Annotated in this window: 10 protein-coding genes; 2 read left to right on the top strand and 8 right to left on the bottom strand. The window is 62.5% G+C overall.

The window, feature by feature from the left end; all coding sequences use genetic code 11:
• Window positions 1-297 precede the first annotated feature (297 nt).
• The 8 genes from IVB18_RS19575 to IVB18_RS19540 form a co-directional block, all read right to left on the bottom strand.
• Entirely contained in the window at window positions 298-861 is a 564-nt protein-coding gene (locus IVB18_RS19575; protein WP_247990634.1) for a cyclic nucleotide-binding domain-containing protein, read from the bottom strand.
• Between the two features lie 11 nt (window positions 862-872).
• A complete protein-coding gene (locus IVB18_RS19570) occupies window positions 873-3773 on the bottom strand; it encodes an NHLP bacteriocin export ABC transporter permease/ATPase subunit (RefSeq protein ID WP_247990633.1) in 2901 nt (966 codons plus the stop codon).
• A complete protein-coding gene (locus IVB18_RS19565; RefSeq protein WP_247990632.1) occupies window positions 3770-5998 on the bottom strand; it encodes an NHLP family bacteriocin export ABC transporter peptidase/permease/ATPase subunit in 2229 nt (742 codons plus the stop codon). The genes IVB18_RS19570 and IVB18_RS19565 overlap by 4 nt, the downstream gene beginning before the upstream one ends.
• A gap of 12 nt (window positions 5999-6010) precedes the next feature.
• Window positions 6011-7279, bottom strand: a complete 1269-nt coding sequence (locus IVB18_RS19560) for an NHLP bacteriocin system secretion protein (RefSeq protein WP_247990631.1) — start codon at window positions 7277-7279, stop codon at window positions 6011-6013.
• Between the two features lie 204 nt (window positions 7280-7483).
• Window positions 7484-8215, bottom strand: coding sequence for a sulfite exporter TauE/SafE family protein (locus tag IVB18_RS19555; protein ID WP_247990630.1), 732 nt, complete (start codon window positions 8213-8215; stop codon window positions 7484-7486).
• A 284-nt stretch (window positions 8216-8499) separates the two neighbouring features.
• A complete protein-coding gene (locus IVB18_RS19550; RefSeq protein ID WP_247990629.1) occupies window positions 8500-12708 on the bottom strand; it encodes an autotransporter domain-containing protein in 4209 nt (1402 codons plus the stop codon).
• Between the two features lie 318 nt (window positions 12709-13026).
• Entirely contained in the window at window positions 13027-14799 is a 1773-nt protein-coding gene (locus IVB18_RS19545) for an ATP-binding protein (RefSeq protein ID WP_247990628.1), read from the bottom strand.
• A 52-nt stretch (window positions 14800-14851) separates the two neighbouring features.
• A complete protein-coding gene (locus IVB18_RS19540) occupies window positions 14852-15502 on the bottom strand; it encodes a response regulator transcription factor (RefSeq protein ID WP_247990627.1) in 651 nt (216 codons plus the stop codon).
• Window positions 15503-15711: 209 nt separating this feature from the next.
• On the opposite strand from IVB18_RS19540, the gene IVB18_RS19535 reads away from it, so the two are divergent.
• Both IVB18_RS19535 and IVB18_RS19530 read left to right on the top strand, forming a co-directional pair.
• Window positions 15712-15885 carry a hypothetical protein gene (locus IVB18_RS19535; protein ID WP_247990626.1) on the top strand — a complete coding sequence of 58 codons (174 nt, stop codon included), beginning with the start codon at window positions 15712-15714 and terminating at the stop codon, window positions 15883-15885.
• A 262-nt stretch (window positions 15886-16147) separates the two neighbouring features.
• Window positions 16148-16348, top strand: coding sequence for a hypothetical protein (locus tag IVB18_RS19530; RefSeq protein ID WP_247990625.1), 201 nt, complete (start codon window positions 16148-16150; stop codon window positions 16346-16348).
• The last annotated feature ends 511 nt before the right edge of the window (window positions 16349-16859 follow it).

Below are 16859 nucleotides of genomic sequence, written 5' to 3'. Positions count from 1 at the left end.
CCTCGAGCGCCATCATCCTGACCGCGGTTCAATTGCGTACGCGAAGATCTTCGATCTTGCGGCCCCGACGATACTAGCACCCTGGAGCCGCCAAGGCGCGCAGAGTTGTGAGGCGTGCCTAAGGCCGAAATCCGGTGCCGACCGTCGGGCGGCTTGCAAAATCACAAGGAATTTCAATTGTGTAGGAGTTCGTGGTTTTGTTCTGAAAGGCGCGCCATGATATAAGGTTGCTCCACAAGACACCCCGAAGGACGGCGTCGCCGTAAGGCAACTTTTCACCAGCCGGGTCGATCGACCTCAGGATTTGCCGCCTTTCATCGCGACCTCCGCTACCAGCTTGAGCAGACGGTCAAATCTCTCGCCGGCGACCGACACTTGATCGAGGACGCCAGGATCAAGCTCGTCCTTCAAACGCGTCGTCTCGTCACCGAGTCCGCTTTCCTGCTCGCCGTAGGCCATCCTGCGCTCGGTGGCACGCAGGCGGTCCGATAGAAGAATGGCGAGCGCGCGATAAAAGCGGCTGGCGAAGGCGTGATCTCCCGCGATCTTTCGCAGCAGGACCTGCTTGTCCAGGAACAGCGCAACCGAATCGACCTTCGCCGTCACCGTGGCCGAGGGCGGCGCTGAATCGACCAGCGACATCTCGCCAATGAAGTCGCCCGCCTCGATCTGGGCGATCTCGCCGGCGCGGGACACGCTCACTCCCATTCTTCCCTGCAATAGGAGGATGATCGCGTCGATGGGTATGCCTTCATGGATCAGGACTTCCTGTGTTCTGATTCCGCGGCGGGAGCCGGCACGAGCCATCCAGTCGATGTCCGAGTCGTTCAGCACTCCGAATATGAAGAGGACCTTGCGCATGATGGGTGCCCCTAGATCAATTGACGTTCCGCGAAATCGGCAAAGAGGCCCGGCTGCTCCATCAACTCGGCAAAGGTGCCGGTCTGCACGATCCTCCCGCCGGCCAGGACGACAATCCGGTCCGCAGACCGAACTGTGCTGAGCCGGTGAGCGATAACGATACGGGTCAGGTTGAGCCGTGAGATGGAATCGCTGACGATAGCCTGGGTCCGATTGTCGAGCGCGCTGGTGGCCTCATCCATCAAGAGCAGCCGCGGCCGATGCGCAAGCGCTCGCGCGATCAGCAATCGCTGGCGCTGACCGCCCGAGAGCGTGCTCACGCCCTCGGCGACCAGAGTTTGCATGCCCATGGGCATGGCCTCGATGTCGCGATCGAGTCCCGCCAGCCGGGCGATCTCCCAGGCGCGATCAAGCGACAATTGGGCAGCGCCGCAGATGTTCTCATAGATGCTGCCGGAGGCGGGCCTGGAATTCTGCAGCACGACACCGACTTGTCGGCGCAGCAGGCCAATGTCGATGGTCTCGAGCGACTTGCCGTCGACAAAGATCACGCCGGATTCGGGCTTCTCGAAACCGAGCAGCAGACGGACAAGCGTCGACTTCCCGCCTCCGGACGGGCCGACGATGGCGAGGTACTCTCCATTGCCGACGCTCAGGCTGACGTCATCGAGAATCCGCGGCCCGCTTTCGCCGTAGCGGAACGACACCCTGGCAAACTCGATCGATCCGCTGATGTCGCCAACCGACTTGCGGTCATCGCTGATTTCGGTCGCCGTCGCAATGATCGGCCTGAGCCGCTCGATCCTCGGGATTGCGACGAGCAGTTCGCCGGCGGCCTGCGCCCATTCGCCGACCGCGGCGAGCGACAGCCCGAACGCCGCATAAAATGCCAGGAAGGTGCCAAGGTCGTGTCTGAGGCTGGACACATTCTCAGCCAAGGCAAACACGAGCAGCGTCGCCAACGAAGGAAACGCCGCTTCAAGGCTCTTCTGGAGATTTCCCGCACGCTGCGACGCTGTGAAATTCCGCTTCTGCTCGGCGAAACGCTCGACCCAGATTGCCAGCGCGTGCATGGTCGCATTGGCAATCCGCAGTTTTCCGACGCCAGTGAGGAATTGTAGAACCAACCCATCCAGCCATCCCTGCAGACGAAGGCTCTCCCGTTCGTTCGACAGCCGGGCGAGACTGACCGCCGCCACCATTGCGACGCGCAGCACTCCGAGCGCAGCGGCCAGCATGCCGAGCCTGGCATCGAGATACAGCATCACGGCAAAACTGAACGCGCACGACACCAGGGCCAGAAATCCACGGATGGCGCGGCTGGTCACCACCGTGCGTACCGCTTCGATCCCAAGCGCGCGATCCGCGAGGTCGCCAACGGAAAAGCCGCGGAAAAACGTGGTCGGCATCCGCAGAAGACGATCAACAATGGCCGCCTGTAACAGCCCGTCCAACCGGCTCTCGAGCCGGAGCATGGCAATGCCCTGCATCATCTGAAAACTACCGGCGACCAGCGTGACGACCACGAGCGCGATGGCGCAGATCAGCAGTTGATCGACTTCCGCCCGCGGCAGGACGGAATCGATCAATAGCTTGGTAACTAGCGGTGTGGCGAGCGCAAGGAGGCCAAGGCACAAGGCCGCCAGCATGACCCGCAGGAAATCCGCCCGAACCATCGCGGCGCCGAACCCGAGGAGATCGCGAACCATCAGGGCTCGCGACGGCAGCGGGCGATAGAACATCACCGCCTCGGGGGCCAGTTCGGAGGCGGTTGCCCGCGTCAATTCGCAGCACGTGCCGGCGCCGGGGTCAACGATGATGTGGCGACCGCCTGCACCTGGCAGGACCGCGACCGCCCGTCGGTCTTCGCCACGAAACGCGACGAACGGACCAACACTGTTGGTCCACCAGTCCGCTCGCAGCAGCAGGCGCCGGCCACGCACGCGCGACACCCGTGCGATTGTCATTGCGTTCGCGAGATCGTCGCTGCCGGAGAGCACGCTGGCTGGAGATTCAAGCGAAATGCCCATGGAGGCCCCGACTTCCCGACAGGCGGCGAGCAAGAGGTTGGCGCCAATGGCACCGGGGCGCGACGAACCGGGCTCGGCAGCGATGATGCCGGCAAGACGACCGACAATGCGGCTGGTCCGTAGCCGGTTGAGATCCGAGCGCAGACGAAGGCGGTGGGCCTCCGCGAGGGTTTCCTCATCGATCCTGCCACGTAGGCTCTCCATGACGCGTATGTGGAATCGATCGAGCGTGGCCCATATCTCGGCGAGCGCGAAATCCATACTCCCCCGAACCTCCACCGTCGTGTCCTCACGGGCCACGATCCATGTACCCGGTAGCATCGGCAACGGACACTCCCCGGAGCCGTAGGGCTCCGGCATCTCCATCACGCCGATGGTCCCATATTCGATCCTGATCCAGCCGACCCGCCGGCCGGCCAACCGGAGAGTCTCGCCGGACGCCAGTGTGTATCGCGAACCGATCGCTGCCTGCTGCACGACCGCTCCGTGAGGAGGCGTCGCGATGCTCCCGAACACCTGCGCTGTCCACGCGTCGATCGCGACCCGATCGCCAAAATGGCCGCGGTGGTCGATCAAGACCTCGGTCTCGAGACCACCGACTGCAATGACGGCCATCGAATTCCCGCTCGTATCGCTGACACCAGGCAGGCCGAAGACGACACCGCCTTGCTCGACCCGAAGCAAATGATGCCGCCGGCTCGCCTCGCCGTTCGCGGTCTGCGTGACGGCAAACAGATCGACATAGCCGCGCACGACATGCAGGACGAGATCGATATCATTGACCGGCAAGGGCCGATGGCTCTCGAGCGCGATCGGAACGAACGCCAAGCCCGCGTGCCGGGGCGGGGTTTCGAGCGACGGAGGCTGGTAGGCGCTGCTCATTCGCCCGACACCAACTGGACATATTCGCCGCCCTCGGCAAGCAGCGCGTCATGCGTCCCCCGCTGCACGACCCGCCCGTTATTCATCACGAGGATCTCGTCGCAGTCGCGGATCGTGCTGAGCCGGTGCGCAACGATGATGCAGGTGCATCCCCTGCGACGGAGATTGTCGTCAATCGCCTTTTCGACGATCGGGTCCAATGCCGAGGTGGCCTCGTCGAGAACGACGACAGAAGGATTGCCCGCCAGCGCCCGTGCGATCTCGAGCCGTTGTCGCTGGCCGCCGCTGAAATTCCTGCCGTCCTCGGCCACGTGGCAATCGTAGTTGCCAGCGCGGACGGCGACCTCTTCGTGGATCTGCGCATCCTTAAGCGCCCGGGATATGCCGGCTTCCGGCACCGTATCGTCCCAGAGCGTGAGGTTATCGCGGGCGGTGCCTTCAAACAGCAGGATTTCCTGATCGATATAGGCGACCGAGTTGGCGAAGATCTCCTGGGGAATCTCGGCCATCGACCAGCCGTCAATTCGGATGTCGCCGGACCAGGGCCGGTAGAGTCCGCCGATCAGCCGTCCAACCGTGGATTTGCCGCTGCCCGAAGCCCCGATCAGGGCCACCCGGCGACCGGGTTCGACCACCAGCGAGAAATCCTTGATCAGCGGCGGCTCGAGTACGGAATAGCCGAACGAAATGTCTTTCAGCTCGACCCGGCCCGACAGCTTCGCGGGCAGGCCCGCGGGCGCGCCCTCGATTGGCACGAGGGGACGGGCGGGATAGTTGAAGACGTCTTCGATCCGGAACAGGTTGCCCTTGATGGCAACGAAGGCAGTGGTCTGCTGCACAAGCGCATTGATCGGCTCGACCAGGCCGGCGAGCAGCGCCTGCAAGGCGACAAGGCCGCCGATGGTCAACGCACCATTGACGATCCGCAAGCCACCCACGCCCAGCACCACCGCGGTGGTCAATCCGGTCAGGAAGACGGGACAGGCGTCGAGGAAGGTTGAGTAGACGCCAAGATCACGCTCGGCGTTCAGGACCTTGGCCTGGAAGCCCGCCCAGCGCGCGAAAGCGTCGTCTTCCAGACCGCCGGCCTTGATCGTTTCGATCGTGCGGACGATTTCGATGGTGCTTCCGTTCAGCTTGGCGCGTTCGATGACCAGCTTGCGGTTGAGGTCCTCGCGCTGGCGCGCGACCAGCTTGAGGACGAGTACATTGAGGAGAGCCATGGCGATGCTGATCGCGGCCAGAAGGCTGTCGTAGAACGCCATCGTGACGGCGATAAAGATCACCGAGATCAGGTTCAGCGCATTGGCGGCGACCCCGTTGGAAAGCAGCTGGGCGATTTGTTCGCTGGCGGCAACGCGGTTGGCGAGGTCGCCCGAGTGCCGCTGAGTGAAGAACTCCATCGGAAGGGTGAGGACGTGCCATATCAATTGGCTGACCATCGTCACCGTGAGCTTGGTCTGGACACGCAGGAGCAGCGACTGTTGAAACGCCGTCATCAGCCCCCGCGCCACGGCCGTGATCGCCATGCCGATCAGCAAGGGCGTGAACCAGCCCTCGACACGTTTGATCAGGACGTCATCGACAAAGATCCTTGTGAAGGTCGGAACCAGGATGGTGGGCACGACGAGCGCTATGCTGAGTGCGACGAGCAGCAGCACCGCCCCCAATGAATTCGACAATCGCCGCTGCAGCAGCGGAAAAAAATCGGGCTCGCGTCCGCCTGGTTTGAATTCGCCTCCCGGCTCCATCGCCAAAACAACGCCAGTGAAGGCAGCGTCAAACTCCTCGTGGCCGACCTTGCGACGCCCGACCGAGGGATCGTTGATAAAAGCGTAATCCGAATCCAGTCTTACCAGCACTACGAAGTGGTTGAAGTTCCAGTGGATGATCGAGGGCATGGGGAGCTCATGCAGCGTCGCCGGCTCCTTTCTGAAGCCCTTTGCTGTCAGCCCGAATTGTCGCGCGGCCTTGAGCACGTTGCTGGCCTTGCTGCCGTCCCGGGAAACGCCGCAGGCTTCGCGCAGCTTTTCCAGCGGCACCCAGAGGCCGTGATAGGCCAAAATCATCGCGAGCGAGGCGGCGCCGCATTCCAGCGCTTCCATCTGGAACACCGTGGGCGTGACCCAGTGCCGTCGCCCCGGCAGCGGGACGCGCCCGATCCAGTTGCCAAGGCGATCGAGGAAGGCCGGATGCCCGTCGGTTTGCTGCGATGACGCGGTCATGCGCTGCCGATCCTAGCCGCCGATTCCGCTCAGCCGCTTCATCAGTGGGATCACCAGATCGATCGGCGGCTGCTCGCGCGTCGTCACCTCGGCCCGGGTCAAAGTGCCGCTCGATAGCCTTAGCGGAGGCCCCTTGCCCGAGGTCCAGCGATACCCGCTGACGGTTGACGGATCGCGCTCTAGGGTCACCTTAGCCGCATAGGGCGCGCCGTCCTGCGAGAAGCGTTTGACCAATGCATCGTTGTGAAGGTCCGCCAGCATGCCCTGGGGCGTCACGGGGAAGTCCGACACCGTCACCACATTACCGACAATCGAGCCATACTCTTCCCGCTTGACGCTGGTTGGCTCGACACGAACCTCCATGCCCGGCCTGATGTTCTTGCCGCGGTCCGGCGGCATATAGACGGTCGCCTCCAGAAGCTGCCCCGCGATTTCGATTTCGACAACCGGCGTTCCCATCGCAAGCACGGCGCCGCTGGACACCTTGATCTCGACGACACGGCCGTCAGCGGGGCTGACGATCCGCGATCCTCGCTCCAGATCGGCTGCAAGCTGCTCGACCGTCCGCTTCGCATCGTTGATCTTGAATTCCGACTGCAGCCGATCGCGGTCACGCTGGCTCTGCAGATCCAGCCGTTGCGCATTGAGCTTGAGAATGTCACCCTTCGCATCGGTGATGCGCTCCCGCGCATTGTTGAGCTCGACCCGACGGTCCTCGAGATATCTGCGCGTGACAGTTCCGCTTGCCGCGGCAGGCTCGAGCTTAGCCACCTCGTCCGTGAGATAGGCGGTGCGCCGCTCGGCGGCCGCTATCACATTAGCAAGGCCGGCTTCCTGCGCCGCATAGTTTGCGAGTTTGGCATCGATCTCCCGCGAGATCGCCCCGGTGAGCTCGACATGCTCGCGCTCGCGCTCGCGCAGGACGTCCCTCGCCTGCTGAAGCCGCTGCTCGGTCTCGGTCTGCACGACCCGGGCAATCACCTGATCGCGGCGGACCCCGTCGCCGATACCAACGTCGAGCGAGGCCAGCTTTCCGCTGACCGCGGACACGGCGTCGACCAGGCGACCACCACTGCTCAACAAAATGCCGTCGCCGGATACGCGGGTCGGAATGCGGCCCAGCACGCTCCAGGCCAATAGCACGGCAAGGCCCAGCGCCAGCGTCGCAGCGGCCATCCAGTCAAACGGGCGCGTAACGCCGACGACATGGTCGAGCTGCTCGGGATTCGAAAGCCGCTCGATGGCCGCTTCACGAAAGATTCGCTCCGTGCCCCGTTTCATGCTGCCCCCGCGAACACCGAGCCATCCTCGATCGGGCTCGATTTGGCCGGAACGCTTTCGCTTTTTCAAGCAGATATTGCCTGCCAGCACGGGTAAGATCTTGACGGCTCGCTTTCCACAACACGATTGGATCAAGAGCATGAGCCCCGGGCCTGGCCGGCGCTCATGCAGAAACCACTCACACCGTTCCACGAAGGCTCCCTTCTAGATCAAAAGGCAAAGTCCCGAAAACAGCAACGAGCCAAAGATAACTCGTTTGAAGGCTGATTCGTTGATCCGTCCGAACAGGACGATACCTACGGCCGTTCCAGCAGCTAAGGCGGGCAAAGAGATTCCAAAGTCGATCAAAACTTTTAACGAAAGGCTGTGGTGCGAAAGCATGAGAACGAGGGCGAAAAGCTGCATGACCGCTATGTAGGGTTGGACTACGCCGCGCTGCTGATTTTTCGGGAGACCATGGATATCGCACCAGATCGCAGGAAGTGTACCGGGCATCGCTGTCAACCCGCCGACCAGTCCCCCACCAAACCCTACCAGCGCGTTCCTGCTCCGGCTCTCCATCTGACGCGAGTAGGCAGGCGTTGGCCGGATGAAGGCATATGTCGCGTAAAGAGATAAGAGAGCTCCAAAACCCAGCCTGAAGGTCCCGGTATCCACATTCTGCAGGAGATAGATCGCGATCGGAATCCCTAATAGGCCACCGGCGATGAAACCGACACTCGTCTTCCATTGCATGCTCTTGCGTAGCGCGAACAGATTAGCCGCTTGCACGGCGATGCTGCAAGCCATCATCAGCGGCACAGCTTCTATGGGCGGAAAAACGTGTAGCAGGATAGCGCCGGCGACCGCCGAGAACGCAAACCCTGAAAGACCAGAAACGAACGCGCCGGCAAAAACCGCCCCACTGAGCACAAAATAAGCCGCTATATCTGACATGGCATCGCTTCCTGGAGAATGATGATCGCCGTCAAAAGCCCGACAGCATTGGGTCGTCCGAACTCACGCAAGCGACAACAGCCAATCCATCTAGTCGCCGCCGATCGCCGTTGTTGCCGTCTCGATGGATCGGATACTCGGCGTGTGATGCAGCATGTATCCTCCGACGACGTGCAAAATGCCGAAGCCAACTAGGACAACGATTGTCCACACTTTGAGAGGTGACGATGGTCGCCGGGCGTGGGAGCTTAGCCACAGGAGAAACTCACTGGCCTGCATGCTGCTCACCACTGATACCGCGCCACGCCTTTGCCGGCGTAGGAGCGCGTCACGTTGGAGAACTCGCCCTCGAAGGTCGCCGCGGTGGACCAGCCGTTGACCCATTTCATCTCGGCCGCGCCGGTGACAAGCGCGGAGTCGGACGCCTGTGCGGCGCCGTTGACGACGAAGCTTGCGCCGGGCAGCGTCTGGAAGGTAGCGCCGAGGCTGCGGTCCGGATTGAAATCATGCGCCCAGGCGGCGCGGCCGCGCAGGGTCAGCACGCCGTCCTGCAGGGCAAAGGATTTGTCGGTGCGCAGGCCGAGTTCGCTGCGGGTATCGGTGACGCTCTTTGAATTGTAGGCCAGGGCAAAGATGTTGCTGCCCGCGATGGCGGCTTCGGCGTAAGCAGGCAGATCGAAGGTTGTGAACTGGCCGGCGGCATAAGGCGTGAGGCCAAATCCCTGGCTGACGAAGCGATAGCCACCCTCAAGCCGGCCCGACCAGGCGTTTGCCTTGAACTCGGCGCGCAGGCGGTCGATGCCGGCGACCGTGACCGTGCGATCGGTGGTGATGTCCTGCCACCCATACGCCAGTGCACCGGTCAGATAGGCTGCCCCCATCTCGTGACGAATGAACGCGCCGGCCTGGAACAGGTCCGAGCGACCGCCGCCGAGGTTATTTGCAACAGAGAAATTGGTGCCGCCACCAGCGAGCGCAAAACCGACGAGCGTATCCGGCGAGAAGCGATAATCGGCGCCGACCGCCGTGCCGTAGATGCCGCTTGTGGTGTTGTTCGAGCCGAGGCCCACATTGCCGTCGGTGGTCTGCGACCCGCCAAAGCCTGCCGCCCACACGCTCCAGCGTTGTTCGAACGTGAGCGCGCGCCGTGGCGCCTTGGTGTTGATCGCCGCGAATGCGTCGCCCGACCGGCGCTTTTGCGCATAGGCCAACGCTTTTTCATCGGCGTAACCGGCAGCCGTGCCGCCAGCCGAGACACTGTCGCTGCGCCCAGCGACGAACGGATCGGTCATCACGCCGATGAACTGATTCATCGCATTGAAGGTGGCCTGCTGCGAGCCGGTGCCGGCCTCGCCCGAAAGCTGCGTCAGTCCTGGCGGCGTCAGCGCGCCGAACACGATCGGGATGCCGCCGGTGCTATTGAAGAAGTTGACGATGGCGTTGCCGACGTTCTGCTGGTTGGCGCTAAGACCTGCGCCCGGCGGTGGAATGAAGCTGAGCGCGAGATCGAGATACGCATCGTAGGTCTCATAGCTGAGACTTGCGGTGAAGCCCGACGGCAGATCGGTGTTGACCAGCGACGAAAATGTGCCGTGCACCCCGCTGCCCGCATTGAGGATGGTGTATCGTTTCGCAATATAGGTGCCCGGCGCAAAGCTCGCGTTCACCGTCGCGTCGCCAAGCGTCGCCGCGCCCGTGACGTTGGTGCGGTCCGCGCTGACAGGTGAAACTTGCACCATGTAGCTCGCAGTCGCGGTGAAGACCAGGCTGCCTTGCACGGTGAGCAAGCCGATCGAATTGCCGGGCGCCAGCGCACCGCCATTGATGGTGGTGTTGCCGACAGTGCCGTTTCCGCCCAGCGTTCCGCCGGCATTCACGATCACGTCGCTGACAATTGAACCGTTAACCGACAACAAGCCGCCGTTCACGGTGGTAAGACCGGTATAGGTATTGGTACCGGTCACCGTGGTGGCGCCGCCATTCGCGGTCAGGCTCATGCCGCCGCGGAGGCTGTCCAGCGTGCCCCCGGTCGAGGTCACCGCGCCGTTCAACAAGCCACTCTCAAGCGTCCCGCCTGCCAGCGCCACGGCGTTGATGGTCTGCGCGGTGCCGCCGAGATTGACAGTGCCGCCGATGTTGATCGTCGTCGCGCTGGCCGCGCTGAACGAATTGTCGACGACGCTGAACAGGGTGGCTCCGTTGTTGACCGTGGTGGCGCCGGTATAGGTGTTGCCGAAGAGGAACATGGTGGTGCCACCATTCGCGGTCAGATTCATGCTGCCGCCAACGCTGGCGATGGTGCCGCCGGTCGAGGTCACCGCGCCGGCCAAGAATCCGTTGCTCAGCCTGCCGCCCGCCAGCACCACCGTATTGATCGTCTGCAAAAAGCCGTTGAGGTTGACGACGCCGCCGATGCCGATCGTCGTCGTACTGGCGGCGCTGAAGGCATTGACACCGGAGCCCGTCAGGGTCGAGCCGTTGTTGACCGTGGTGGCGCCGGTATAGGTGTTGGTGCCGCTAACGGTGGTGGTGCCGCTGTTCGTCGTCAGGCTCATGCCGCCGCCGACGTCGACCAGATCGCCATCGATCGAGATCACCGCGCCGGTCAAGGTGCCGAAGGCCAGTGTGCCGCCTGCCAGCGTCACCGAATTGATGGTCTGCGCAAAGCCGCCGAGATCGACCGTGCCGCCGGTGTTGATCGTCGTCGCGCTGACGGCACTGAACCCGTTGACGACGCCGCCGAGCAGGATTGCGCCGTTGTTGACCGTGGTGGCGCCGGTATACCCGCTGCTGAAGCCGCCCACGTTGGTGGTGCCGCTGTTCGCGGTTAGGCTCATGCTGCCGAACATATTGATCAGCGTGCCGCCGGTCGAGGTCACCGCGCCGCTCAGTATGCCCTCCGCCAGCGTCCCGCCTGCCAGTGCCACCGCGTTGACGGTTTGCACGGAGCCGGAGAGAAGGAAGGTGCCGCCGCTGTTGATCGTCACCGCGCTGGCCGCGCTAAACCAATTGTCGCCGGGGGTGAACAGGATGGCACCACTGTTGATGGTGGTTGCGCCCGTATAGGTATTGGGGCCGCTCACTGTGGTGGTGGTGCCGGCATTCACAACCAGGCTCATGCTGCCGCCAAGACCGCCGATCCCGCCGCCGATCGACGTGACTGTGCCGGTCAGAGAACCGTTCTTCAGCGCGCCGCCCGCCAGCGCCACGTTGTTGATGGTCTGCGCAGTGCCGCCGAGGTCGACGGTACCGCCACTGATCGTCATCGCGCTGATGGCGCTGAACGCGCCGGCATTGCCGGCCAGCAGCGTCCCAGCACTGACGAGCGTCGTGCCGCTAAAGGTGTTCGTGCCGGTCAGCGTCCAGGTGCTGGAGCCGGCTTTCGCGAAAATGCCGAAGCCGCGATACTGGGCTGCCGCGCCCATCGTGGACACGTCAAACGTCGCATCCGTGGTACCGCCGAGCCGCAACGTGTCGGCGCTGCTGAACGCCACTACATTGCCGGTGATGGTCGAGCCCGCCTGCAGCGCCAGTATATTGGTGCCACCGGTGAACGTGATGGCAAGGCCGCCGGAGCCGCCGGCAATCGTCCCGCTATTGACGACAGTGACGTTCGCGCCCGAGACTCCGGTGCCGCCGACACCACTTACGCCATTGGCGCCATTGAAAAGCCCCGTTCCGCCAAGTCCGCCTGCGCCGGCCGCACCGCCGGTGATCGTGCCGGCGTTTGTCAGGATGCCGCCATTGACCATCAGCACGCCCGTACCGCCGTTGCCGCCATTGCCACCGTTGCCGGCAACGTCGTTTACCGAGAAACCGGCGGCGCCGCCGGCACCGCCGGCGCCGCCCTGAACCGTTGCCCCCGCATTATTGGTGAAGTTCGCGCCACCGGTTAGCGCCACGCCCAGGCCGCCGGCGCCGCCGCTGCCGCCCGAACCCGAGGTAAAAAAACCGTCGCCGGTATTGCCGCCGTTGCCGCCATTGCCGCCGGCAATGGTCGAAGCGTTCGAGCTTGCGGCGAGTCCCGTAAACAGGACGCCGCCACCGCCTTGGCCGCCACCACCGCCACCGCTACCGACGCCACCGTTCCCGCCGGTACCGCCGACCGTTCCGGATATGGGAATCCCGTTCGGGGCGGATGGTATGACCAAGCCGAAATTGCCGCCGCTGCCGCCATCGCCGCTGGGCGTAGCGCCGCTACCAGACTGGACGGTGCCGCCGGTGCCGCCGGCGCCGCCAGCACCCGTGCTGAGGCTGACGCCGCCGCCGCCACCACCGCCGCCGCCAAATATGGTTATTAGGTCCTCGTCGCTCCCATGACCACCGGTTGGAGCTGTCGCGGTGCCGCCGGCGCCGCCGGAACCGCCGACCGCTGGCGCGCCGCCTTGGCCGCCATCGGCCAACGCGGGCGTTATTGCGAGATGGGCCGCGACCAATGTGCCGGTGAGGGTCAGCCCCGCCACCCCGGCCCGCACGATGGCCGTGCTCGCCAACGCTGCCTTGATCGAAAAACGTCGCTTTCTTTGCCTCAAGGCATAGGGGCGCAAGCGGGGCGCGCGCATCAGCTCATTCATCGCTGTATCAGAACCCCTCAGCGTCACCGCCGTCGTGCGAGACTTCCTGAAGCGAAGCCGCGCGTCTTGATAGCCGCCGTCGACGGCACACCCCTGCTCCCAACGGCCGAATTCAAGATCGGCTGCCGTTCAAGCGCGTCCTGTTGGCGTGAAAGATATCGCCGGGTTCACTCGCGAGCGATACGGCAGATGTCGTATTTCGTCGTCGGTAAGGAGGCTGGGCAGCCACACATCCTTTTAGCAACCGCTATCGATTGCATCCTTGCCGTCAACACAGGCTGCAACGATCGCCTCATGCAATTCCTCGCCGGTGATCGGCTTGTGCAGAATATGATGGCCGCTGGCGGTGGCTTCCTTGATCCGCGACGGCGAAGTATCGCCGGTCACGATAACGGCAGGGACCGACCGGCCGATATGGGCGCAAAGAGCCTCGATTGCGTCCAGGCCTGTAGCACCATCTCCGAGACGGTAGTCGGCGATGATCAGATCGACCGGTGCATCGCCGGCCACCATCGCCTCTGCATGAACCTGCTGCACTTCGGCGGCAGACCGGCCAGCATAGACGCGATGCCCCTGCAGCGTGAGCAACTGCACCATGATGTCGAGAATGGGCCCCTCGTCCTCCACGACCATGATCGCGACGGCGATGCCTGCTGGTGACGTCCTGCTATCGGGCAAGGGAGTTTCCACCGCACTGGCTTTCGGAACCGTAACGGAAAACATAGATCCGCGTCCGGTCACGGAGACCAGCTTTAACGGATGTTGAAGCAGCGCGGCGGTGCGGCGAACGATGGCGAGACCGAGGCCAAGGCCTTGCGTGCGATCCCTCGCCGGGTTCTGCAATTGCACGAATTCCTCGAAGACCATTGCGTGCTGATCTGCGGGGATGCCGGGTCCGGTATCCCATATCTGGATTTCCACCGAAGCGCCGCGCCTGCGGCAGCCGAGCAGAACGCCGCCGGATCTCGTGTATCGAAAGGCGTTCGACAGCAGATTGCCCAAGACCCGTTTCAGCATCATGGGATCGCTGTCCACCTGCAAACGGCTTTCGACAACACGCCAATCAAGGCCGCGATCACTCGCCGTTGGAGCGAATTCGTTGCTGAGATGGTAGAACAGTTGGGACAGATTCACCGTCTCCCTCGCGACAGTGACGACGCCGGCATCAAGCCGGGAGATGTCGAGCAGACCATTCAGAAGGCCGCTGAGGTTGCCGACAATGGATTTTGCCTTGCCGGCCAGATCGCGTGCATCGCCGGATTGGACAGCGCCGCGGTGACCCAGCGCCGCGAGCGTGGCGATCAGCAGACTCAAGGCATGGATCGGCTGGCGCAGGTCGTGACTGGCGGCCGCAAGGAAACGCGTTTTCGCACGATCGGCGGCTTGTGCGCGGTCGCGTTCTTCCTGCAGATGGCTGACCAGTTCGACATTTTCCAGGCGCAATCTGATGGCCTCGCGCAGCATGCGGTACGTTGTGCGGCAGTAGTAGAGATTGATGGTCACAAGCCCGGCAAGCAGGGCGAGATATGCGCCGGAGATATCGCCTCCATTGGTAATGGAGCGTACCGTGATCGGCAGCACCGTTGCGATGATCGAGCCGACGAGAGCAGGCGGAAAGGCCGAGAGCGACGGAACCGTGCCGCAGATCAGACCGGTCAAAACAATGACAGTGAATGAAAAAAGAACGGGCTCCTCAGGAAGGAACCCAACCCAGCCGAGCATTCCCCAGAGCAGGCCTGACACGCAGGAAAACGCAGCCGCAAGCCAGGCCCATCGCAACACGGACGCCGGCTCTCTATGCCGAATGATGAAGAACTGGCGCGCCGCCAGGACGCGTATGGCGGTGAGCAGATATAACGCGCCGAGCCATACGATCAGCCAGCTCGCCGATACAGTGCTCCTCAGCACGTACGCTGCCGCCAGCGAGATGAGGATGTTGGCAACCACCACGCCATAGGAATTGCGATACAAAAGCTCGACGAGCGCCGCGCGTATCTTGTCTTCCTGCATCGAAACCTCTCCGCGCGCCGTTAGGTGCGGCGGCTTCGTTCGCGAGTTGCCGCTAGCCCGCTGGAAGGCCGAGACGAACCGCGTAGGCTGTCAATTCGGCGCCGCTGTGCAGATCAAGCTTCCGCATGAGATTCTCGCGATGTTTGCGGGCGGTAAGCGGGCTAATGCCGAGACGGTTGGCGATGTCGCGGCTGGTGACGCCGAGAGGGATCATCCCGAGGATTTGCCGCTCGCGCCTTGTAAGCGTGACCGGAGATATTATCGCAGCCGTGGGCTCCGGGGTTTCGTTGGGGCCGTCATGCTGGTCCACCGCAAAGCGAACCTCCTCCGCCACATAGGTGTTGCCTTTTCTGATGGCATCGATCGCAGCGATGAGTTCGGATGGATCGCCGCTCTTGGTCAAATAGCCATTCGCGCCAGCGGAAAACGCTGCCCGAACGGACCGCGGCTCGACATTGGCGGTGACGACAAGAATCCGCAGCCCCGGCCATGCGGTTCTCAGGTTAGCTATGAACTGAAACCCGCTCACACCCGGCATGCCGAGATCGAGTATGAGAAGATCGGCGGAGCTTTCGTTCAGCAGCCGGTAAACAGCTTCACCGTCCGCCGCTTCGCCACTGACAGTAAGCTCGTCCACGGTCGACAGAAGCTGTTTCAGACCTTCCCGAACGATGGCGTGATCGTCAGCAATGATCGTCCTCACCAGTCCACCCATACATCGCACCCGTCCATGACGGTAAGATATCAATCAACTCCAATCAAGGATTTGGATCCACAAATCTATTTGCTGGAAATACGCCACTTGCCGTATTTTTTGCTTGTGGTCGCTCCGGTAATCTTGCGGCGGTTACCCAGCGCATGGTTGCAACGTCGGGTCTAACCGATCGGCATTGAGGAAAATGGAGATTGAATATGATCAATAGGCAGGACACGAATTCGAAGGTGGAAGCCGAATCGCTCGATAGCCTCAAGGATGCTGCTCAGAACAAGGCATCCCAAATCTCGACGACAGAAAAGGATGCACTCGGCGATAGCTCGCTGGACGATGTGTCCGGTGGTCGCGTGCCTCCTACCCACGGGTTCTGACGTCCGGGCGTAGTTGCTTGGCTTTGATCAAAGCCGGAGATTGGCATGTCCGCTTTGCTCCATACCCGGTGAAGCGGACATGATTAATTTTTGAGCGCATCGCTCAGAGATTGCGGTTCCTTATCGCCGAGCTCCCACGACACAAGAGGGTGAAGCCACGAAACCGTTTTCAATAGCTCTCGACATGTCCCAGAAATGAGCCAAGCGCAGGATTTTAACGTCGGGTTTAACTGATCAACATAGATGAAGATGGAGATTGAAGATGACCAATGGGCAGGATGGGAATTCAACGGCGACGGCCGAGTCTCTCGGGAGCACCAACGAGGCCGCTCAGAACAACGCCTCCCAAATCTCGACGGCGCCTGACAAGGATGCGCTCGGCGACGGTTCGCTGGACGCAGTGTCAGGCGGAAGCTGGCCGTACGCAACCATGGGCTCCGCTCACGTCGGTCCGACCATCTAACCCTGAGCGATGGCGGGATCGGTTTAGATCTTGTCGAGCCTTTACAATGACCAATGCTCCTGCCGGCGGGGCATCGGTCATTTCGTTTTTGCTTGCTGCTGCACTTGGCGCAAACCGACTCTGTCAAACGTCAAACTGCCGTGGATGGACCTTGCGATAGAGGTGACGCCAGTCCACGCAACGCACTCTTCGGATGACTACGGGGTGACCGTCGTTGCCGATTTCCAGCGGTAGGCAGTCGGCAGTTCGATGTTCTGAGTTTCACGCGCTGCACTTCGCGACGAGCATGCTGGGCCCGGGCATCCTATCGTGAGAGCCAGCAGAGATGTTCGATCATGGGGCGCTGCGCATGTGCGTGTAAATGGCTCGGCCAAGCGCATGTCTGCTGATACCGGCGTACGCACGGCAGGATTGCGGAACGGTCGAATTGGCGCCTTTGAACATCTGAACTGTCAGAAGCTGCTGCCCAGAATGAAGACGATCGCGCCGAAGACGCCGAGCATTGCTGCGG

The organism is Bradyrhizobium sp. 186 (genome assembly GCF_023101685.1).
In the GTDB taxonomy this organism is placed as follows: Bacteria; Pseudomonadota; Alphaproteobacteria; order Rhizobiales; family Xanthobacteraceae; genus Bradyrhizobium.
The sequence above is the reverse complement of the archived record's forward strand: the minus strand, read 5'-3'. Positions and strand labels throughout refer to the sequence as shown.